16 protein-coding genes are annotated in these 23,054 nt (G+C 45.2%); 11 read left to right on the top strand and 5 right to left on the bottom strand.

The features are described from left to right. Together metH and EBR25_02390 are read right to left on the bottom strand one after the other, a co-directional pair. The coding region (metH, locus tag EBR25_02395) for a methionine synthase (GenBank protein NBW39832.1) at positions 1-2,367 on the bottom strand (2,367 nt) is incomplete at its 3' end. Between the two features lie 388 nt (positions 2,368-2,755). Next, entirely contained in the window at positions 2,756-3,250 is a 495-nt protein-coding gene (locus EBR25_02390; protein ID NBW39831.1) for a hypothetical protein, read from the bottom strand. A 206-nt stretch (positions 3,251-3,456) separates the two neighbouring features. On the opposite strand from EBR25_02390, the gene EBR25_02385 reads away from it, so the two are divergent. Genes EBR25_02385 through EBR25_02365 form a run of 5 tightly spaced genes read left to right on the top strand, consistent with a single transcriptional unit; the run spans position 3,457 to position 9,899 of the window. Beyond that, complete coding sequence (locus tag EBR25_02385; GenBank protein ID NBW39830.1) at positions 3,457-4,215, top strand: ABC transporter ATP-binding protein; 759 nt, start codon at positions 3,457-3,459, stop codon at positions 4,213-4,215. Beyond that, positions 4,212-4,976, top strand: a complete 765-nt coding sequence (locus EBR25_02380) for a hypothetical protein (GenBank protein ID NBW39829.1) — start codon at positions 4,212-4,214, stop codon at positions 4,974-4,976. The genes EBR25_02385 and EBR25_02380 overlap by 4 nt, the downstream gene beginning before the upstream one ends. Beyond that, positions 4,977-6,503: a hypothetical protein gene (locus EBR25_02375; GenBank protein ID NBW39828.1), complete on the top strand. Its 1,527-nt coding sequence runs from the start codon at positions 4,977-4,979 to the stop codon at positions 6,501-6,503. Between the two features lie 35 nt (positions 6,504-6,538). After that, complete coding sequence (locus tag EBR25_02370; protein NBW39827.1) at positions 6,539-7,456, top strand: DUF4340 domain-containing protein; 918 nt, start codon at positions 6,539-6,541, stop codon at positions 7,454-7,456. A gap of 16 nt (positions 7,457-7,472) precedes the next feature. After that, positions 7,473-9,899, top strand: coding sequence for a PBP1A family penicillin-binding protein (locus tag EBR25_02365; GenBank protein NBW39826.1), 2,427 nt, complete (start codon positions 7,473-7,475; stop codon positions 9,897-9,899). Here the strand turns inward: EBR25_02365 and EBR25_02360 are convergent, their stop codons facing one another. Together EBR25_02360 and EBR25_02355 are read right to left on the bottom strand one after the other, a co-directional pair. Next, positions 9,900-12,035, bottom strand: a complete 2,136-nt coding sequence (locus EBR25_02360) for a hypothetical protein (protein ID NBW39825.1) — start codon at positions 12,033-12,035, stop codon at positions 9,900-9,902. 372 nt (positions 12,036-12,407) lie between these two features. Beyond that, positions 12,408-12,989: a peptidylprolyl isomerase gene (locus tag EBR25_02355; GenBank protein ID NBW39824.1), complete on the bottom strand. Its 582-nt coding sequence runs from the start codon at positions 12,987-12,989 to the stop codon at positions 12,408-12,410. 209 nt (positions 12,990-13,198) lie between these two features. Here EBR25_02355 and EBR25_02350 point away from each other — a divergent pair, with 209 nt between their 5' ends. From EBR25_02350 to EBR25_02340, 3 genes are read left to right on the top strand one after another with little or no spacing between them, the layout of a single operon-like run. After that, entirely contained in the window at positions 13,199-15,538 is a 2,340-nt protein-coding gene (locus EBR25_02350; GenBank protein ID NBW39823.1) for a VWA domain-containing protein, read from the top strand. Further along, a complete protein-coding gene (locus EBR25_02345; GenBank protein NBW39822.1) occupies positions 15,538-16,212 on the top strand; it encodes a hypothetical protein in 675 nt (224 codons plus the stop codon). The genes EBR25_02350 and EBR25_02345 overlap by 1 nt, the downstream gene beginning before the upstream one ends. Then, positions 16,163-17,740 carry a hypothetical protein gene (locus tag EBR25_02340; protein ID NBW39821.1) on the top strand — a complete coding sequence of 526 codons (1,578 nt, stop codon included), beginning with the start codon at positions 16,163-16,165 and terminating at the stop codon, positions 17,738-17,740. Before EBR25_02345 ends, EBR25_02340 begins: the two co-directional genes overlap by 50 nt. Before the next feature lie 26 nt (positions 17,741-17,766). On the opposite strand, the gene priA is transcribed toward EBR25_02340, so the two are convergent. Next, complete coding sequence (gene priA / locus EBR25_02335; GenBank protein ID NBW39820.1) at positions 17,767-20,028, bottom strand: primosomal protein N'; 2,262 nt, start codon at positions 20,026-20,028, stop codon at positions 17,767-17,769. A gap of 269 nt (positions 20,029-20,297) precedes the next feature. On the opposite strand from priA, the gene pilM reads away from it, so the two are divergent. The 3 genes from pilM to EBR25_02320 are packed head-to-tail and all read left to right on the top strand — an operon-like array spanning position 20,298 to position 22,723. Beyond that, positions 20,298-21,383, top strand: a complete 1,086-nt coding sequence (gene pilM / locus EBR25_02330; protein ID NBW39819.1) for a type IV pilus assembly protein PilM — start codon at positions 20,298-20,300, stop codon at positions 21,381-21,383. A 49-nt stretch (positions 21,384-21,432) separates the two neighbouring features. After that, positions 21,433-22,041, top strand: coding sequence for a hypothetical protein (locus EBR25_02325; protein ID NBW39818.1), 609 nt, complete (start codon positions 21,433-21,435; stop codon positions 22,039-22,041). Continuing rightward, a complete protein-coding gene (locus EBR25_02320; GenBank protein ID NBW39817.1) occupies positions 22,031-22,723 on the top strand; it encodes a hypothetical protein in 693 nt (230 codons plus the stop codon). The genes EBR25_02325 and EBR25_02320 overlap by 11 nt, the downstream gene beginning before the upstream one ends. The last annotated feature ends 331 nt before the right edge of the window (positions 22,724-23,054 follow it).

Below are 23,054 nucleotides of genomic sequence, written 5' to 3'. Positions count from 1 at the left end.
CGCCGGCACCATCACACCAAGATCGATGACCTCATAATTATTACAGCCGAGCACAACGCCAACGATATTTTTGCCGATATCATGGACATCACCCTTTACCGTTGCCATAAGGATTTTGCCCTTGTAAGAGGGGGAATTCGAAGATGCGCGCTCCTCTTCCATAAACGGAAGTAGGTAGGCAACAGCCTTCTTCATAACTCGAGCACTCTTCACGACTTGAGGAAGAAACATTTTTCCCTCACCAAAGAGGTCTCCCACAATGTTCATGCCATCCATTAATGGGCCTTCGATGACGCGAAGTGGAGCATCCATTATTTTACGCGCCTCTTCAGTATCCTCTTCAATATAGTCTGTGATTCCTTTTATGAGAGCATGTTGGAGTCGCTTCTCTACGGGAAGAGTTCTCCATTCAAGTTGAGTCTGTTCTTGCTCGGTTCGATTCTGTCGCACGGTTTCAGCGTACGTAACCAATGCCTCAGTTGCAGCCGGTGAGCGGTTGAGGAGCACATCTTCCACTTTTTGGAGTAGTTCTGACGGAATCTCTTCATAGACAGCGAGTTGACCAGCATTAACAATTCCCATGTCGAGCCCAGCTCGGATGGCATGATAGAGAAAAGCAGAATGCATTGCTTCTCGTACAACATTATTCCCCCGAAAGGAGAAGGAGATATTACTAATTCCTCCGCTGACTTTTGCATTTGGTAGATTTTGTTTAATCCACTTTGTAGCTTCGATAAAATCAATGGCATAGTTGTTATGCTCATCGATTCCCGTTGCAACAGTCAAAATATTGGGATCGAAGATAATATCTTGCGAGGGAAAGCCAATGTGTTCGGTGAGTAATGTATATGCTCTTTGGCATATCTCTATCTTTCGTTCCCGTGTGTCTGCTTGGCCGCGCTCGTCAAATGCCATAACAATTACTGCGGCACCATAGTTGCGGATGAGTTCTGCTTGTTTAAGAAAAGCTTCTTCCCCTTCTTTTAGACTTATAGAGTTAACAACCCCCTTTCCCTGGAGGCATTGAAGCCCCGCTTCTAGTACCTCCCATTTTGATGAGTCAATCATAAACGGGAGTCGTGCAATCTCGGGGTCGGAAGACATGAGATTTACGAGCTCAATCATCATCCGTCGTGAGTCGATCATCCCCTCATCAAGGTTAATATCGAGAATTTGTGCACCACCATCTACTTGTGTTTGAGCAACAGCGAGGGCCCCTTCAAAGTCTTCTTCTTGTATCAAACGAGCAAATCGACGTGAGCCGGTTACGTTTGTCCTCTCACCAACATTGGTGAAGTTAGAGAGTGAGTTCAAAGAGAGAGGCTCAAGGCCACTCAAATGTAATCCAGGTCTGGGTTCAGGTTGTTTACGGGGTGGATGTTGTCCGATGAGCGAGGCGAGCGCTTCTATGTGATGAGGCGTAGTTCCACAACATCCGCCGACCATATTTATAAGCCCCTGCGAGACAAACTCTTCAACCTCTCGGGCGAACTGTTCGGGTGTTTGGTCATATTCACCAAACTCATTGGGAAGACCGGCATTGGGGTAAATAACAAGCGGGCATGGAAGAGTTCGCGCAATATCTTGTACGTGTGGAAGAAGCTGAGCAGCACCTAAAGCACAGTTAAAACCAAAAGCAATAAGATTGTCTGCGTGTGAAAGAGAGGTCCAGAATGCTTCTGGTGTTTGACCAGAGAGGGTACGACCACTTTGGTCAGTGATAGTGCCTGAAATCATCAACGGGAGTTCTTCGCCCGTTTCTTTTCGCATTTCATGAACTGCCATAACGGCAGCTTTTGCGTTGAGAGTATCAAATACGGTCTCAATCAACACGAGATCAATGCCACCATCAATGAGCCCCCTGAGCTGTTCACGATATGCATCTTTAAGTTCAGAGAAGCTAGTCGCCCGAAAACCAGGGTTGTTTACATCAGGGGAAAGTGAGCACGTCTTATTTGTTGGTCCAAGGGCTCCGGCAACAAATCGAGGTTTATCCGGTGTCCTGCTCGAAAAATCCTTAGCAGCACGCGAAGCAATATCAGCAGCAGCTCGATTGAGTTCATAGACCAGAGATTCCGTTCCATAATCTGCTTGAGAGATATCTGTCGAGTTAAACGTATTTGTCTCAATGATATCTGCTCCGGCACGCAAGAACTGTCGATGAATCTCTTCTATGAGATCAGGACGGGTAAGTGATATGATATCGTTATTCCCTTGAAGCGGCTTTGGGTGGTGTATGAACTGGTCACCTCTGAAGTCTTCTTCCTTCAGTTGAAAGCCCTGAATGCTCGTTCCCATGGCACCATCCATGAGAAGAATTCGCTCCTCTAAGAGGGCTCTGATCTGAGTTCCTACACCGCTTTTCATATTTTTACTCTCGGTTCGAGTACGTCTTACGCTCATGTAGCCTTCAGCATGAGCCTCTTGCGAAAAAAATGCAAAGAAATCGAGATTTTTGCTCGGGAAGGGCTCTTGTAAGTCACACTTGCTGAGGTCGTATCATAACTTCTTTAAGAGGCTGTTGAGCTGGTTGAAATGGCAAGGCGTTGACCATTCATTTCAAGAGAGCATCACGGATGAAGGTGCTTTCTCAGAGCGAGCTAGAATTCGCTCTGAGAAGGCACCACGCTAAAAGCTTATTGCTTCTTTTGCATGGTGGCTTATAAAACTTTTCATTGTTCGGAGAGTTTACTCTCTGGGCATGGAAAGACCAACGTAACCTCCATTCGCTCGCCGGGGCTGTAGTTGAAGGTGTTCAACTCGGCCCCTTTTTTTCTCCTTTGAGTTCGAAAACCTCTGAGAAGGGACTAACTTGATCCCCAATCTTATTTGCGAGTTGCAGATAAATAGACTGCGCAGAGGGAATATCTTGAAGGATATAGCGAAAAACTTCTCCAAACTCTTGATCGGTATATGTTTCTAGTTCCGTTCTTTTAAGATGTACCTCTTTTGACAGGTTGTTCTTTGAAAATCCGTATCGAAGGATAAATCCGTCGACCTCCTTATTTGGAATTTCCCACATTACTTCTATGCCACTTACGGTCTTGGAGGAATCTCCAAGACTTTCGATATTTATGCGTGTTTCGGATTTTACCTCAGTCCTTGAGGAGGTATCAGAGAGGATGGGAGTTTTTGTCGAGGTTTCTGGGGCTGGAGTGGATAGACTGTCACGAAATGGGTCATGACGAAAGGAAGAATAGCCTGTGCACGCTGGTAAGGAGAGAAGAAGCACCAAAGAGAGCGATAGCATCACTTGTTTATTCATAGCGAAATTGTCCAAATACCTATGAAAAAATGTAGACATATTACACGGAACTGGCAATCAAGTTCTTATTGATTAGGATTTTCCGCATAGCTTGAGAGTGGGCTGGTACTTGATTCGAATATTGCTTGCTATAAGCTCCGTTTGTGGTTGAACATGAGCGAAGCACTCTGAGATGCTTTTACGAGTGAGATATGCTCTCTATTGACTCTATCACGAAATATTATGGCGACGTTATCGCCCTATCAGAGATGAGCACATCGCTTCAAGCTGGTGATGTGGTTGGTCTGGTTGGGCTTAATGGTGCTGGAAAAAGCACTTTGTTAAAGGGGCTGGCTGGAGAGTTTGCGTTCTCTCAGGGGAAGATCGTTTGTCATGGAACTTGTCGAGATGCAGACCCTCGAGCATATCGCTACTTGTTTGGATATCAGCCAGAACGCCCGTTTTTTCCAGGGAGCTTTACTGTTCTCGAGTTTGCTCAATTTATATCACGCATCTATGCACGTGTAGACGGATTAAGTGCCCGAGAAAGAAACAGTCGAATTGAAGAATATTTAGATCGTCTCCGTCTATCTTCATTTCGTAATGCGTTCTGTCACGAACTGTCACAAGGAGAGCAACAGCGAACCGCGTTCCTTGGTGCTGTGCTTCATGAGCCTAAAGTCTTGCTTCTTGATGAGCCATTTAATGGACTCGATCCAAGACAGATGATGGAGTTTCGAGATATGATCTCTCAATCTCCAAGGGAGCGTATTACGATATTAAGTTCTCATTTGATGAGTGAAGTGCAATCCTTGTGCAACCGTATTCTCATATTAGACAAAGGAGAGCTCGTCGTGGATCAGGAGCTATCTTCATTAGAAGATAGACAGCTCGTTGAGGATCATTTTGCCCTATCTGAAAGCATCTCTGAGAAGGTCGGTTTAAAAAGTCTATCAGGAAGAAATCGATGACTATGCTTTTTTGGAAAGATATATCTTTGTGGTGGCGCACATCGACTGCGTATATTTGTGGTTCTGCATTTCTTCTTACATCTGCATACTTTTTTCATGCCTATTCAAATTCATATCTTCAGCGAGTTGAGCAGTATCAGGCTGGCTTCCTGTCGGAGTCCGATTTACCATCAATTCGTGATATGGTGATTGAACCATACCTTGAAACCGTGGGTTTTCTTCTCGTGTTTCTCGTTCCCATTCTTCTTCTCCGGATGCAGAGCGAAGAACAAGAAACAAGAGCCACTACCTTTCTTTTTACTTTGCCGGTTCGAACCTCAGAGCTCGTATATAGTCGCTTCTGTGCGGCGCTGCTGACGATATCAGTGCTTCTTCTTATCGGAGTTCTTCCAGTTTTCGTGCTTTCTTTTCTATCATCGACTCCTCTTTCTGCAGCCGCGGCCGGATTCATTGGTCTTATACTCGTATCCGCTTTGTATCTCTCCATTGGCCTAGCAGGCACACATCTGATCCCTTCTCCCGTATCACTAACACTTGTCCACTGCACGACTCTCTTTATGCTCTATTTTTTGCCAGCGCTCGCATACCAAGTGGGAGGAAATATCGGCGTGCTACTCGAACTCCTCTCGCCGGTGATGTATACAGAGATGCTTTTTAAGGGGTATTGCTCGTTAAACCAGCTCGTCTATTTTCTGGTAGGCACCCTATGCTTTCTCAATATTGCAAGCTTCCTGAAGCATAAAATCAGAGAGTGGGCGTAGTTGGAGATGAATATGACACAGCGAGCATATCTTCTTAATCTAGGAACAATTCTTTTTCTAGCGGGAATCCTTTTTATAGCAATAGATAATGACTCTTATGGGGCTGCGTATTTTCTTGGAGTTTTTCATCTAGGTGTTTCCGTCGCGGTCATATTGGCGTATTTCTTCATCAGACTTACAAAAAGAATGACAAGAATTCAAAAACGCGCATTCTCTCGTCCTATGTATTTGCCGTTTGTTCTGAGACTGTCAGCTCTTTTCGTTTTAGGAGTCCTACTTGCTCGGTATGTTCCCTTCGAATCTGACTTTTCTGAAGGAGCTCAATACTCTCTCTCAGGTGGTAGCAAGCGACTTTTGGCTGAACTCAAAGCTCCGATTACGCTCTTTCAAGTAGAGATTGGAGAAACAAGTCAGCTGAAAGCCGAGTCTCGTATTCTAAAGCGATTCAGTCGAGAATCGACTTTACTGTCGGTGAAGTCGATACATGCTGTTTACGATTTTGAATTAATAGAAAAACTTGGAATTACTTCAGGAACTCGAGTTGTGATTACTCGTGAGGGATATGAGCCGATTCGTCTTTCGGAGATTACGGAGAAGACTATTTCGCTCGGTATCGCTCGCATGAACGATCAGAAACCATTAAGAGTATTCTTTTCGGTTGGGCACGGAGAACTTGACATGCAGAGTTCTGCGCCAGACGGAGGGTCTCGATTAGCTCAGCTTCTAGAATCAGAAGGAGCACAACTTTCTCCCCTTGTGATTTCAGAAGAAGTATCAGCGGATCTAGAGGAGTCCCTGATCCTTTTACTCACTCCACAGAAGTCATTCAGTGCGGATGAAGAAGGTCATCTGCAAGACTTTGTTGAACGGGGAGCAAATGTCCTCGGTACATTTGAGGGAGGAGATCATGTTCCCACCATTTTTCGGCGTGAGGGGATTGAGATTCTTCCGAGTGCTGCTGTAAGGGTCCTCCAAACTCAAGGAGGCGAGCGGCAATTTAGCGCGGATCTCTCTATTCGCCTCTATCCGCGACATCCCATTACGTCGTTTTTGCAGGGAGAAGCTTCAGTCTTTTTTTCAAGAGCATATCCTATCGCTATGAACGGTGCGTTGAGTCCTCGATTGGTAGAACGAAACAGTTTGCTTCGGTATAAAACGAATGGGGCCGAAGGAAAGACAGGCCCTGCGCTGGAGTTCGGCGCATTTCTCAAGATGAAAAATGGAGCGAGATTACAACTCTATGGAGATGGTTCATGGTTGACGAATCAGTTTCTCGATCGAGCATATAATCGAGAACTGATGAGAGGAGCTGTACTCTGGGGAGGTGGAATTATTGAGGAAGAGAGGATATATGCGGTCCCAAGAGAAGCTTCCGTACGTTCCTTTGTAGATCGTGAAACCATCGATGTAATCCTTCTTCTTTTTATTCTTGCTACGGAAGGCCTCATGCTGTGGGGTGTGGTGCTTCTTTGGAGGCGTCGACGTTTAGCGATTACGCGATTACCGTCTGGCTCTGCTTCACGATAATCATTAATACTTTTTTTGTGGAATAATCGCGAGCAATGAAATTTATTTATCTTTCTCTGACTCTCATCTCTCTTGGTATCTGGCTCTCTTTTCAGGGTACCAGGGATAATTCAAACATTCCTGTAGTAGGCAAGATGACATTTGTTTCTTTCCTAGAATTGTCAGGCAAAGAACGATGGAAGCTCATCTGGGAGTGCGATGAGCAAGAGCCATGTCCTCATCTCAAACAGTTACCCGAATTCCCAATATCATCTGAATGGTTACAGAGATTCTCTCAAGGATTAAAAGCTACGCGGCAATATCCGTTAGAGGAGATAAGCTCCAACGGTCAAGAGAGGGAGCACGAAGCATCTCAATATATGATTCATGTTGGATCGAGTTCAGGAGAGCAGCGTCGGTTTCGGATTGGCGGTTATAATCCACTTGTTCAATCTTACTATCTCTTTGAGGAGACTGAGGCTCTGTCAGCAGTGAAGCCACCGTATTTTTTTCTGGTATCGGAGAGTTTTGTACAAGCGCTGAATGCTCAGAAGCCAGAAATGATAGAGCGGAGGGTATTGCGGGATATCGCGAGCGCTTCCTTCATTCGAAAATGCAGTATTGTTCTCTCAGATGGCCAGCCCCTTGACTTTATGCGAGACGGAGACGGTTGGAGCCTGAATGGTCGGCCAGCAGATACTCCATTTGTGGATGAATTGCTAAGGGGCATCGTTGGCTTACAATATTCGGGCAAACGTGCATCTCAATTGGAGCTGACTCCACATTTTCAAATTATTCTTGAGTATCAGAACAGGGATGGCACAAGTAGAAGTGAGCTTATTCGCATCATGCAAGCCTCAAACCCAGATAATCACGTGTATTATGCTCAACCTGGATATTCTCGAGCACTGTTTCCTCTCGAGGAGCTTCCGCGTATGATGAGGAATATCTCGAAGGAAATGTTCCTCAAATGAGTGTATCGCGATTCTTATGATGAGAAAGCTTTTCTATACGTTCTCAATATTAATGCTTCTTGCCATCTTGGGTGGAGCGTTTGTTGCTGTTTGGGGTTATTTCTATATTACGCGAGATCTTCCGAGACTTGACAGGGTGGAAGACTATCGACCCCCAGCTGTCAGCCAAGTATATGATCGGAACGGGGAGCTGATAGGGGAGTTTTTTGATCCAGATAATCGTCGGTATCCAGTCTCAATAGAAAAAGTTCCAGAGCATGTGCGAAACGCTTTTGTAGCAGCTGAGGATGCTACATTTTACTCGCATCCAGGCATTGATGTCGTGAGCATCCTTCGAGCTGCTGTAAAAAACATACAATCTGGCAGTGCTCGTCAGGGAGGGTCGACTATAACCCAGCAGGTAGTAAAGAATCTCTTGCTGAGTTCGCAGAAAAAGCTGACAAGAAAGTTGAAGGAGGCGATACTTTCATATCGTCTTGAGCAACGGCTGACGAAAGAAGAGATATTACAGATCTATCTCAATCAAATTTTCTTTGGTAATCGTTCGTACGGGATTCAAGCAGCTGCCCAAGCATACTTTCATAAGAGTGTTGAAGACCTCTCAATTGCTGAGGGGGCTATTCTAGCGGGACTTCCAAAGGCTCCGTCACGCTATTCTCCTCTTTCAAATCGGACAGAGGCTATACGAAGACAACACTATGTGTTGGGACAAATGGTTGAATCGGGATTTATCACGGCAGCAGAAGAGAAGGCGGCTAAAGCAGAGGAGCTTGAGTTCTATCGAGTTCGCCTGAATACCATATTTGGCGCTCCATACTTTGTAACAGAGGTAAGGCGCCAATTCAGGGAGCTATTCCCCCATCTTACGCCAGATACTGGAGGATACCGCATTGAGACAACGGTAGACACTGAAGTAACGGATATGGCGCAACTCTCACTCAATCGAGGAATTGAAGTTGTGGATAGGCGAAAAGGCTGGCGCGGACCGATAGACTCCATTGAGGAAGAGGCAGTCACTTCATTTCTTACGACCTACGCTGCTCCACCGTTAGAAGTTTGGAGCTCTGAGAGCAAACATCCTGCATTGGTACTTGAAGTTACTCCAGCGAGAGCAAAAATCCTCCTTCCTGACGGAAGTGAGGGGCATGTCTCGTTTAAAGCATCGTCATGGGCGAGACGTCTTTACGTAAATGATGAGGAGACCGAAAAAATTGAGCTCGCTGAGCATATTAAGGTCGGAGATGTTCTAACGGTCTCATTGGTCAAAAAAGAGAGCGATTCGGCGCAGAAAAATATCTTTATGATTAACCAAATACCTGAGATTCAGGGGGCGCTCGTCTTACTCGATCCCTCCTCTGGTGAGATTCGTACGCTAATTGGAGGATATGATTTTCAAAAGAATCAATACAATCGAGTGACCCAGTCATACAGACAGCCAGGTTCAGCCTTCAAACCTGTTGTGTACCTCGCTGCGATTGATCAGTTTGGATATAGCGGTTCGACAATAGTCGACGATGAACCGCGGACATTTAAAGTTGGTGATCAGTATTGGAATCCAGGAAATTTCGATGACTCATTTCTTGGACCGATTACCCTACGAACGGCGCTTGCAAAATCAAGAAATCTCGTTTCCGCCGATATTATTTCGCGAATCGGAGTTGAATGGGCTATTTATTATGCGAAAAAACTTGGTATAGACAGCCCTCTGGGAACAAACCTGTCCTTGTCACTCGGGAGCAGTGAAGTAACCTTGCTTGAGATGTCACGGGCCTATGGAGTTTTCGCTAATCGAGGGGTATTGATGCCTACGGTGCTGATCAGTCGAATCATTGACCGCGATGGAACAACTTTATACTCCGCAACAGAAAGACAACTTGATGGGGCGAAGAGAGTTATATCAGAGGAGTCGGCATTCCTGATGGCAAATCTCATGAAGGGAGTTGTTGAAAGGGGGAGTGGGTGGCGAATTCGTGAGCTCGGGCGTCCATCGGCAGGGAAGACAGGCACATCCAACGACCTGATGGATGCTTGGTATATCGGTTATACACCGAATTGGGTCTGTGGAATCTGGGTTGGCTTTGATTTGAAGCGTACTCTTGGAGAGAAGCAAACTGGTGGCACCGTATCCTCTCCAATTTGGTTATCATTCATGAAAGAGTTTCTACAACGAGAGGAGAAAAACCAGTATCAACAGTTGCAAAGTGCACGTCGACGAGAAGCAGAGGAGTTAGGAATTGAGTATATCCCTCCAGAGCCAATACAGGCGGAAGACTTCTCTCCACCGCCTGGAGTGATTGGCAAATGGGTAGATCAAAAGACAGGTCAAATTGTGCCGATTAAGACTCAAGGAGCAATTTTTGATTATTTTCAACGCGGTAATGAACCAGAGCTTCTGGCAAACTTCGATGAAACGAGCTCTTATCTTGAGGCTCCAGAGTTTTAATTACTTTAGAGTGAGATCTGGATTTTGGGCGAGAGCCGTTCTCAATCTCCGCTGTAATTCTTGATTGTCTTCATACTTTTTAAATTCTAACTCAAGATGAAGAAATTTCTCAGGAGCATCTCGTAGCAGTCGATCTGGCAAAAAGATATATTCGGAAAATGCCTCAGCAAAATCCTCCCAAGGGCTCATCTTTGCATACCAGCGATTACTGAATTCGCTATCTGCTCTGTACGATTGCAGAATATTGCGCCACCGATCATAAGAAAGAATGATGGTTTCTCCATTATATTCAACAGGCTTATTGAGAGAGAGTTCCTCGCCATCGAGTATGATCGTGTTTCCGTTTTGGCCAGGTTTATATTGTTCGCGTCGATATACCCTCCATCCAGAGAGATTCAGCCACTCATCAAAGTCATATACGCTCTCACCTTGACCAAATGTTGGATCATGATCATTGCCTGGAAAGTGAATCTGAGATCCTCCTTCTCCGATTTGCAAGCCATGTCCAAGCTCATGGGCAAGGACTATCAGGAGAGATTCTATGTTTTCGTATGCTTCAGCAATGCCCTTATGATTTAGTGCAAGGTCTGCAATCTGAATTACCCCGTCTGGATATCGTGCTCCCAAAACCCCAGGACCTAAAGAAGCCACAAGCTCAATTCTACTCAGTAAGGGGCTGAAGAGAATATCGCCCTCTGGAATTGATTGCAGGACTCTTTCGACTTGTTCGATATGTGTGATTTGCCAGTAGTCCGTCCGTTCACTTATTAGTTCAGGCGTTGAGCCGTCTTTCTCTGAGGGTGGGATAACTCCGAAGTCTTGTAGTGTGCAAACATCGTCATGGAGGTCTCGGTTTAGGTTCAAAATAGAGTTACGAGTTGAGAGGTCGACACCGTAGTAAAATTCAATCTGTGCCATTCGAGAATGTCTTTCTAATACTTCTAACATACGGTCTCTGTCTTTTTGGGTACTGCTGATGGCCTCATCCAGTTCAATGAGTCCGTCTACCGCGGCTATTTGCAGCTGACGGGCCACGTTGCTATTTTTAAAGGCTGGATAATTCGAGACCAGTTTGGGCACCTCTAGAAATTTATCTCTCAGTTCCTTATGAGCAAGAGATAATGATTGTTCAGTGAAATCTTTGACTGTAATCTGAAAGTCAATTGCCCGAACTTCTCCGAGAAATATTGAGGTAGCGAGGAGTTCATTTACCGATGAACTTTCCAGAGCAGTAAGTCGCTCAATACCTGCCTCTGAGATCAGGATACGAATCTCGTCAAGAGAAGTTGCAGAACGAAGAATTTCAAATACGCCTATCCGAGTATCGGACATGAGTTGTTCCGACAAGATGGCGCTTCGTTCGGTGATATTGAGCTTGTGAAAAATATTATCAAGTTTATCCGTAATAAATGACTGATATATATCTGTTGATATATCGAGTGAAAGAATCTCACGAATGAAGTCCATCCGTTGTTCGGGCGTAACATAACTCACCGTTTCAAGCTTCTCTCGAAGAGAAGATTCTTGTCTGAACTGAATGAGACCCTGTTTTTCGTGTGAGAGAGTCTCAAAAAGATCGGAGAGTCGTTTATGTAACCAAGCCTCAAATAGGAGTTCTCTACATTCAGGTACTGGTGCGAGAGAAATGAGCCCACTGAGAGTCTCTATTCCATGCTCACATAAGGTTGAAAAAAAGAGCTTCCCCTCTGCTGGAGAGAATCGAGTAGTAAAGCCATCATGAGCAAGAAGGTAAGTTATTGACTCAATATGTGCGGGAGATGCCTCTCCCTGTATGAGTCCATGAAGGAGAGTCGCTCGCTCTTTGGTGCTCGTGTGTTGAAGCGGTATCTCGGTGATTCCTCTTGCTTCAGATATCGTTAGTGCATCTTGTGCTTTTACCTTTTTAAGAAGCGGAATAATTTGTTTTCTATAACGATCGCGGTCGATCGCGGTCTGAATATTCTTCAGTACATTATCTGGACAGAAGTGTTGCGCCCGCAAAGTGGAGCTCTCGGGATCAAACGGAGCTGAAACTGGAGTTTGGGGAGCCTTCCAGGCTTTTAATGTCTCGTTGGTGAGATCAAATGCGGCATCGTTATCTAGGGAAGCCATAATATTCTCCTCTTGAAAAAACATGATGAAGACGTCAGCACTGTTGTCGGACGAATCTCATCGTTTGCATGAAGCCAAGAAGCTTCAGCAAATGCAGAAAACAGCTAAAACAACGAAGAACAAACAAGAGAAAAAAGAGAATGTGGCACCATTCCAAGGGAATGATGCCAGCTAAAACCTGAATCATTTCGACTTATAGACGAAATGATAAACCAGACCTAATGGCTGTTTCTTTCGATGAAGGAATAAGCAAAAGAATGTCTCAGTTTTGTAAACATGCATTTTCTTCTGTGATTCTTGGAAATTAGCGAGCAAGTTTTAGTAGATTTTATCCACGAAATTGTGGTCGGTGCGTTGACAGTGTTGCATGGTGCATTAACAGCACAGACAGTGATGCTACGGCTTTAAATATACAATCAGCGAGTGAATGGTATCTCCCTTGCCCAAGGAATCGGCAATATCAAGACCCTCAATAATTTGCCCAAAGACGGTAAATGAACCGTCCATTTTACTGGCATCTGTTAGGAGAATGTGAAACTGACTACCGTGTGAGCTGCGGTATGGATTTAAGAGATCAGGTTTGCGCGCCATGCCAAGGGTGCCACGCTTATGGGGAAGACCATTGAATTCAGGAGGAAGGCTATAACCAGGGCCAGCATCAGGATCTTTCGGATCTGGGGTGCCTCCTTGTATTATCTTGCCATCCTGATGGATGTGAAATTGAATTCCGTCGTAGAAATTTTTATCTGCAAGATATTTGAAGTTTGCAACATGCCAGGGGGCTTTTTCCGGATACAGCTCAAATACGATTCTACCCCGTGATGTATCGAGTACAGCAGTCTTTAGCCGTTGTAACTGACTTGGAGACGGTAATTGGAAAGGCACTTGCTCCTCTGATAAGACGGTGTGTGGTCCTAAGAGAGCTAGAAATGCGGGAAGGAGAAGGAAAATAGAGAGGATATTTGAGAAAAACCGCATGGTTAGGCTCTGAAATCTTGTATACAGTATTAGAGGCTAGGGCTTTGAGGTCCTAGTCAAAGGAGTTTTATCATTATAAGGATACACGTTCTGGTCGATAGGAGTAGAGAAAGGAGAATTTTTCTCATTTTACCGATCTCGTCGTGAGGGAGCGCCGCTTCGGGAGTCTCTATTCGAAAGGAGTAGCGTAAGAAAGCGAATATACAATTATGGCGTATTTATCTTTCGGAGAAATATTTGAGACACATAACTGCTTGAGACAAGCTCATGCACGGCTTGTTGCGATTTGTAGTGGTACAACGCGGTTCCGTTTATCAAGATTTTTTTATTACCCCCTCATAGTGCTTCTGTGTGCGTATTTCTTGGCGCTCTCTGCGCATGCGGAAGATGCAGAAAAGCAGGAGTCTTCGCGAGAGACCCTTGACGCGATATTAGTGCTTGATGCTTCTGCAAGTATGCGGATTACTGACCCAGATCGACTGCGAGACGAAGGAGCAAAACTTTTTTCGCAATTTTTGAAGGAGGGTGATCGGCTTGCGATTATTGAATTCGATGCTCGGGCACGAGTCTTGCGCTCCCTTGACGACTACCATCCTATTCAGATTCCAGAAATTGAGAAGGTAGTAGAGAAAGTAAGTGATGTAGGTGTGTACACCGATCCAGTATCTGGAATTGTAGAAGCAAAAAAGCTACTCGATGAAAACCCACGTTCTGGGGCAAAGAAAGCGATTATTTTGCTTTCTGATGGAAAGCTTGATCCTGATCCACAATGGGCAACGCCAGAAGGGTTGCGAGATGGGCTTATGTATAAGCTTCTGCCTGAGTTAAAGCGACAAAATATCACGCTTCATACCCTGGCTCTCTCCCCAGAAGCGGATAAAGATTTGCTTGCTGAAATGGCTCAAGCAACGGGTGGATATAGTTGGTACTCCGAGTCTCCCGAGGGTGTTCACGAGGCATTTACCGAGCTTTTTCTCGTTGTCAAAAAGCCGCAGATTGTTCCCATGACGACAAAGGGTTTTGCGATTGATGCTGATGTTCAGCAAGCAACCTTTTATGTCAATTTAGAGCAGGGACACAATCCAGCAGAGGCACTCTCAGTTCGTACTCCATCGGGCTATGTCTATTCAGCAGAAAACCTGGGCTCTGGGATGAAGTGGTTTGCTACCAAGCAGTTTGAGGTGATTACGGTAGACAAGCCAGAGGTTGGAAAATGGCAGATTATCGGTCTTGAGGAAGATGAGGGATTTGCAACGGTATTAACAGACTTGAAGTTGATTACCGATTGGCCTTCTAGTCTCCTAGCTGGAACCAAGAGAGTGCTAAAAGCGCGCCTCTATGATCGTGATAAGCCTGTGGTACTGCCAGAGATGACCAGTGTCACTACATACGCTTTTCAGATTACTCCAACTGATAGAGTCTCCCAGCCAATTATTAGCGAACTTCTTAAGGATGATGGAGAGGGTGAAGATGAGCGGCCTGATGATGGTGTTTTTTCAGCACTTGTTGAGCTTGATACCCCTGGTGATTATCAACTGAAGCTTTTGGCAAAAAGTCCAACTTTTGAAAGGCAGCAAACCATACCGTTTCGTTTGAAGCCAAGGCTTATTAATCTCTCGGTAGTTCCGATTGAGCAAGTTGCTGACGTGTCAGTGGGAAGAGTTGGTGGGCTCATGATTGATCACTTCAGAGTCACCTTAAATCCTGAGGTTTCAGCTCTTAGTAATATAACCATTCGTTTAATAGCCGTTGATGAGCAACAAGAGCTTATTGAACTCCCCATTCAACGGCATCCAGATGGTGGATTGCGATATGAGGTATCTTCATCCGAGTTGCTTGTCCCAGGCACGTATCAGATCCAAGCAAGTATCACGGGAGAGACCCGTAAGGGCATAGTAAGAGGGACAAGCCAAGTTGTTCGGTATGAGCGAACACGCATCGATGTTGAGCGAGATAAACCACCTTTAGCAGAGTCAAAGGAAGATGCGGTTGAAGAATCGAGTGCTCCTTCGCTCTTACTCTCGCTCCTTGTTGGGCTTGTCTGCCTCGGAACTGCGGGAGGATGCTATTTCGTCTTAAAGAACAAAAAACAGCCAGAAGAAGATGATGTGCCGTCTTTTGAGGTTGACTCGGAGATCACGAAGGCCATGTTAGAGCTGCAAGCAGCAGCCGAGGTAAGCGAGCTGGATGCAAATGACCCTGCTCTCGAGGGAATGGAAAGCGAGCCAATAGAGGCAGAGACTTCCGTAAAAGAGGTAGCCGAAGAAGCTTCAGGAGAAGTAAGTCAAGAAACCTCTACCGAAGAGGATGCAGAATCTTCAGAAGCGGTTGAGGAGTCTTCAGCAGAAGAAGCTGAGAGCGAGGAAGAAACATCGGAGCAGGATATACCAGAGACCGCTCAGGATGAGCCAACTCAAGGGAGTGAGGAGAGTGATGGCGTGCAGTCTGATCAGTCTCCTGAATCATCGGAAGAGGATGATGTATCCCAAGAGGAAGAGATTGAAGAGGTTGCTGATAACCCGGAAGAAGAGAGCAAAGAAACCCCGTAATGGACTATGTAGTCGTCATTGTAGTTGGCATTATCTCGAGTGTCGTGGGCTCATTGTTTGTGTACCGCTTGAAAACTGGAGCATCCGCTAGTTCAGAGAATAAGTGGGAACGCCTTACCTCCCATATAGAGGTGCAAAAGCAGTTAATAGAAAAAATTGATGCCATGTATTCTACAATGGTTTCGATAGATGACCTGAGAAACAACGTACAAGAGTGGAAAAGGCTTCGAGAAGAGCTGCGGATGCTTCAGAGTAGACGGGCGGTATCGGATGCGGAATTAGAAACCGTAGAAGCGAGACTACGAGAGCTTGAGGAGATAGAGCGCGAATTAGAAGCAAGTAGTATAGAGACAAAAGAAGAGCTGCGGGTTCTTCAGCGAAAAGAAACGGAGCTTCGTGGGAAGAATGAAGAGCTCAAGGGAAAAATTGCAGAGACGACGGCAGACCTTGAGAAGCTCGTTCAGGAAGTAGAGATGACTTCTCAGTTACAGGACCAAATTTTTGGAATGAAGACAGAGCTGTATGAAATCGAAGAGAAGTCTGAAAAACTCATTTCACAGATCGAAGAAGGCAACGCTCGATACTTTACTCTGAAACAGCGCTATGATGCATTAGACATTGAGTATGCACAGCTATACGAAAGGCTTGGTGAGGCTGAGACCTCACAGCAATGAAGCCACTGCAGATGAGAATAAACTACAGCCAGAGGTCAGAATGAACGCATCACACCTGAATCTCTCGACTTGCGAAGATCTTTCCCAGGTAGCATCTGGTGGTCATATACACCTGATTGGAGTATGTGGAATTGCTATGGGAGCACTTGCCATTGCGCTTGCTGAAATGGGGTACGCCGTTTCAGGGAGTGATAAAGAATTCTATCCTCCAATGTCGAGTTTGCTCAATCAATCTCAGGTAAAGATCTTCAAGGGATTTAGTAAAGATAATATTCCAGATGATGTCGAGTTATGTATTATTGGTAATGCAGTTCCTGCAACGAACGAAGAAGTGCGAACAGTAGAAGAGAAAAAACTCCCGCACACATTTTTTGCAAAGATTGCAGGCGAGCTTATTCAAGGAGACAAAACCGGTATCGTTGTAGCGGGAACACACGGGAAGACGACAACGACGGCTCTCTTGGCATATGCCTTTACCCAATTACAGCGAGATCCCTCGTATTTTATCGGCGGAGATATTCCACAGCTCAGCTCTTCATTTGTCTATGGAAGAGGAGGAGAGGGAATTATTGAGGGTGATGAATATGACAGTGTGTTCTATGTAAAGAGACCAAAGTTTTTATTTTATAAGCCGGATATTTTAATTCTCAATTCGCTAGAGTTTGATCACGCTGATATATATGAGTCTTTAGATCAGATAGAAGAAGAGTTTATTGAACTCATAAGGCGAGTGCCCTTGAGTGGATATATAATTGCTTGCACCGATTACTCGCGAATAAAAGAGATCATTAAATCTGTTCCTCGTGAAAGGCTTATTACCTTCGGTCGATCCATCGGAGCGGATTACAGGCTCAGTAAATGTAGCTATGATGGGGATCTGCAAGTCGGTACGATTGAAGGCCCAGAATCATCTTTTGAACTGCGGACGCCGCTTGTCGGTCAGATGAACATGCTGAACTGCCTTGCTGGATTTTTAGCGACGAAGCCCCTCGGAATTACCTTGAAAGATTGGCAGGTATCGATAAAAGATTTCATTGGGGTGACTCGGCGCTTACAGCAACACTATTGTAGTTCTTCAGCTATTCTCCTAGAAGATTTTGCTCATCATCCAACCGCGGTGCGAGAGGTAATTCAAGCGGTAAAAGCGCGTTATCCCGATTCACCTCTATGGGTGGCCTTTGAGCCGAGATCGAATACGAGTCGTCGAGCTATCTTTCAGAAAGAGTATGAAGAGAGTTTTTCCGGCGTAGCAAGGCTTTTTCTCCGAGAAATTCAAAGTCGATATACAGATCAGAATGAGGCCATGCTTGACCTTTTAAAGGTCAAGTCCTCGATAGAACAGGAGGGAGGCATATGTGAAATGTATGCCGATGGTCACACAATTCAAGAGGCAATTTTACAACATCTACAAGTGTATCATCGTCAACATGCCGGTAATTCCGCTCCAGTAGTAATCGTGGTTATGTCCAATGGTTCTTTTGATGGATTGTCAGGTAATTTGACGCGATTATTGAAAGATTCAGAATAAGATTTTGATATTTCACGAGAGTTGCTCTAGAGCATATCTTGAGGATCCATGTCATAGGTCACGCGAATATTTACCGGGACTTTTATATGCTTTTTCATAATAGAAACGAGCTTTCTGAGTTCGCTCGACTTCTCGCTTCTCAAAAGTAAATGGGCACGAAAAAGAGCTTTGACTTTCTCAATCGGAGCAGGCGAGGGGCCGAGACATTCAATGGATATCGCATGAGCTTCGCACCACTGCTGGATCATTAAGCGCATAGTGCGCAGTTGTTCAATAGGAAGTTGTTCTTCTGCGGCCGAACACACTACACGGACGAGCTTACGAAATGGAGGATAGAGTAGCTTCTTTCTCAGGCTGAGTTCTCGTTTTGCAAAAGAGTGGTAGTCCTCTTCGGTAGTCAGCGCAATGCTGAAGTGATTTGGTAGCCGTGTTTGAAGAATGACTCGCCCGGGGATTTCACGTCTTCCGGCGCGCCCGCCTGCTTGGGTAAGAAGTTGGAAGACACGCTCTGCTGCTCTAAAATCGGGCATATGTAAGCCTACGTCACAGTCAATGACACCAACTAAAGTCACTCCAGGCAGATCGTGCCCTTTTGCAATCATTTGTGTGCCTGCGAGAATTTGGATACTGCCATCTCGTACTCCGTGTAAAATAGATTCAAGCTCCGAAAGTGAGTCGGCACTATCACGGTCGAGTCGTGCTATCGAGACATTTGGAAACAGCTCTTCGAGTTCTTCAAAAAGTTTTTGTGTTCCAGAACCGCGTAGTTCCAAAAGGGGAGTGCTCTCAAGGTCGGTTCTCTCCATACAACTTTTGCAGTCTTGGGGCGGTTCCATAGTAAAAGAGCAGTAGTGACAAAGAAGTTTTTGGCCATATTGGTGATAGGTAAGAGGCACAGAGCAGTTAGGACAGAATACGGACTCTCCACATGTATTACATTGCAGATAGCGAGCAAAACCTCTCCGATTATACAGGAGAAAAACTTGCTCCCCTCGAATCAGTGTTTCTTGAATTGCTGAAAATAGTTGTGGAGAGATGCTTTCTGATACCATTTCTCCCTTTTTTATCCGGCCAAGATTTACGATTTCATATGAATGTTGTTTGGTCTGGTAGGGACGCTCTTTTAATCTGAGATATCCAATTTTCTTTTGAGATGCATTATAGAACGATTCAACAGAAGGAGTTGCGCTTCCGAGAATAGTAGTAGCACCACAGAGTTTTGCGCGAACTAAGGCTAAGTCTCGCGCATTATATCTGAATCCGTCTCCTTGTTTGTAAGAAGAGTCATGTTCTTCGTCCACGATGATAAGTGAGAGATTATGGAGGGGAGCAAAAATGCTTGATCGGACACCCAGTGCAATCCGACATTGTCCCTCAGCGATTGCACGCCAGCATTCCCAACGCTTTCGTTTCGGCAGGCTGCTGTGCATTACTGCAAGGGGCAGCTCCAGGCGAGCACGAAAACGATCAACAAGCTGAGGAGTAAGTGCAATTTCAGGGACTAAAACCAGAATAGAGCCACCCTGTGCGAGGACGTGCTGAGCTGCTTCAATATATACCTCAGTTTTTCCGCTACCAGTTATCCCATGGAGCAAAAAGCCATTATATGACTTTTGGTTGAGAGATGCCGAGATGGCTCCTAGAGCAGATGCCTGCTGTTCATTGAGGGTAATAGAGGGCAAGCAATCTTCTGCGAGGTGGGGATGGGTAAGAAACGAAGATGCGTCTTCCTTTTTCTCTTCTCGGATGGCGAGTTCAAGTTCTTGAAGTCGATTTAAGATGGCTGAAGATTTCGGAAAGAGCTGTTGAAGCTCAAAATGAGAGATGCCAGCCACATCTCGCTCGCGAAGAATACGGAGAATCTCTTTCTGTTTAATTCCCCTAACCTCATCGCGCGAAGCAGTTGCAAACCAATGTTTTTGAATTTTAATCGGCAATGGATCTGGGACTGCGGTTTCAAGAACTTTACTGAGTGGTACGCAGTAGTAATGAGCAATCCATTTGTAGAATTCGAGAGCTTCAGGCGTGAAGCAGGGAGCGGGATGCACAATACGATGAATATTTTTTACTTGAAACTTTTCTTGTAGCTCTCTCTCGGATAGCACCCCCGTAATAAATCCCACCGCAATTCGTCGACCAAGAGGGACTTCTACCCGCACGCCAATTTCTATTTCCGATTGATGAGTCTCTGGCACGGAATATGTGTAAGCCTCTGAAAGAGGCGATAGGGTGACTTCTACAAGCAATTCTTCTCTCGATGCTGCCATTGGTCTCACAAATTTCCGCATGGATAGCGTTTTTCTAATCTCGCTAGTTTCGCATAGTCAGAATCTATCTCATACTAAGATCCTAGGATTTTAAAGTTTGATTTTGAAGTGGAGAGAGGCAGATTTTTGGTGCAAATGAATAGTCGCTGAGCCTATATTTCGCTCATGCGAGGAAACATCTGTCATTGAATGCAAAGTGAAGGGACATACGCCAGGCTGATGATGGTTTTGAGGGAATAAGAATAAGAGTTTTTTGATGAATTCGTGCTAGGAAAAACGGAGAATAATTAATGGTATTCAAGAGTTTTTTGAAAGGAGGGGAGGCTTTAATTAGCCTCGATATTGGAGCCCGAAGTGTTAAATGCATGCAGAGTGCCAAGCACGGTGGTCGTCTGACTATTGAAAAAACAGGCTTTGCCAGGCTACGTGAAAATCCATTCGCGAATCATGTTGTTACCAATACAGAACTTCTGGCAAATGCTATAGAGCAGTGTGTCATGCAGGATGTCTTGCAAGACTGGGAAGGCGAATTGCCGAGAGTAGTGCTCTCCGTTCCCGGACCTGCTGTCTTTACCAAAAAATTAAAAATGCAGCAGCTACCATATAAAGAGCTTGGAGAAAATGTGCGTATGGAAGCTGCTAACTTTATTCCCCATGATATTGAGGCAGTAAAGTTAGATTTTCATGTTCTTGGCGAAGCTGGGAAAAATCAATATGAGATTCTTGTTGTTGCGGTAAAAAATGAATTGATTGAAGCGCTTCTCACCACGCTTGAGAGGGTTGGGCTTCAACCTGCGATTATTGACGTTGATTATTTTGCTCTCCAGAATATCTTTGAGTATTCCTATCCTGAGCTCAGAGGATCAACAGTAGCTCTCGTTGATCTTGGTTCACGGTATTCAATTGTGAATATTGTGAGCGGCGGAAAGTCTTTGTTCGTTGGTGATATTGGCACTGGTTCAGAGACAATCGCAGATACTCTTGAGGAGCTTCATGGGACTACAATCTCGCGAGAAACCGACTGGCTTGATGATCTTGAGAAGACAGAGTCAGTCCAGAGTGCTCTGACGGATGAGTCAGAGAAGCTCGCTCGTGAATTCAATCGACAGCTCAGTTTTTTTTGGAGTGCTGCCGGAGCAGAGCAACGAATTGAGAAGATTGTTTTAAGTGGTGAAGCAGGAAGGTTGCCAGGCTTCTTGGCTGCGCTTGAAAAAATTACAGATATTTCATGTGAGGTTATTAATCCATTTCGAGAGATGGATTTTCATTCGGCTATCAATAGAGAGCAAATAGAGAAGATGGGTGCGCAGCTGAGTATTGCCTGTGGTCTTTCGTTGCGAGAGGTTGGAGATCGGATGCTTCCAGGAAGTTTGTAGTCAGTAACTCATTAAGAGCGGTAGCAGAGACGATATTAGGAGAGGGAAAATGATTAAAATTAACTTGCTCGGTGAAGATACGAGACATGATTCATCCGTCTTTGTTTGGCTGGCGGGAACTGGCATTTCTTGTCTCTTTGTCGCTGTGGTTGGAGTTTTTCTCTGTCTCGATGTGCACTCAGAAGTAGATAGCCGTACGATGGAATATGATCTGCTATCGCAGGAACTTGCCCTTTTAAAAGAGAGAACGAAGGAAGTTCAGCAGTTAGAAGAGAAGCGGGAGGAATTGGAGCAAAAATTGAATGTAATACAAGAGCTTCGCTTGAATAAGTTAGGTCCTGTAAAGGTGCTCGATCAATTGAACATTAGTGTTCCAGAGCGAGCGTGGTTAACCGAAGTATCTGAGCGTTCCTCGATGATAGAAATTACAGGATTCGCAATTGATGGCCAGACAGTCGCGAGCTTTATGAAGCAGCTTGAACGGTCTGATTATTTTGCCGACTTGAGCGTAGACACACGAGCAGAGATGCGTGATGGAGTGAAACTTCAGTTTTTTACTTTGCGCTCTCGACTCAGTTATTCGGGAGCTTTGAAAAGTGAGCCTGAATCTCTTCTGAGTGCAAGAGCGCAGGCAGATGACTTAACGGATGCTCAGTAGCAGTCTATCTGAGGAGAGAGGAAAAGAGCATTGGGCGAGGAGATTAAGAGTAATGAATAGATTTCTAGAGAGTTTCGGAGAGTGGTCGTTCTATCAAAAGTTGGGTCTTTGTGTCGGTAGTGTGCTCTTTTTGTCGTATGTCTTCTGGCAATACTGGTATAAGACTCCTGCCGAAGAGCTGAGACGACTGAACGAAAAGGTTGAGTCGATGGAGATTCAAGTTAGACGAGAACAGATGTTAGTTCGAAATCTACCTCATGTCCGAAGAGAGGTCGTTGAATTAGATCAGCAGCTCTTGACGGCCTTACGAGAGTTGCCAAACAAGCAAGAGACCTCGAGACTGCTCGATTCGATTTCAGATCTGGCTCGGGATGCTGGTTTAACTATCGAGGCATTCAAGGAAATGGGAAGCACGGCAAGGGAGTTCTACGGACAAAAGTCTGTTTCCTTGGTGGTAGGTGGCACCTTTCATCAGGTAGCGACTTTTTTCGATGAAGTGGGCGGACTTGCGAGAATTGTAAATATTAATGATGTCCAAATGACGAGTCCGACTTCTGGGGACGAAGGGATGAATCTTCAAACAGCGTGTACGGCGACAACCTTCTGGTATCTCTCCGAAGAAGAGCGAGCTGAACAGAAGCGAGCGGAGGAACAGGCGAAGAAGAGGAGCCGAAGAAGGTAGCAGATAAAACAGCGTTTGCGCACTTTGAGTATGATGTCCATCAGTGAGCATCTATCCTTTCGAGTAGTGGGATGGAGATAGATCGAGAATTTTGCAATATTTCTCTCTATCTCGATATTTCGCTGACGTGGTAAAACAGAGCGAGCAGCTTCGTGGATGACGAAGCAGTGTAGGGAGCTTTCCCCAAGAGGGCGAGCACCTTTGATTTCTTTGTTCTTGGCTCTACGGGTGTTTCGCGTGAAGTATCAATTGGCGATGCAAACCATTGGCGATGCAGACCATTGGCTTGGTAGAGAGTTAGGTGGTCGAGAAGTCGGTTAAGTTCGCATAG

Source organism: bacterium (assembly GCA_009926305.1).
In the GTDB taxonomy this organism is placed as follows: domain Bacteria; phylum Bdellovibrionota_C; class UBA2361; order UBA2361; family RFPC01; genus RFPC01.
This window is presented reverse-complemented; position numbering and strand designations above follow the sequence as displayed.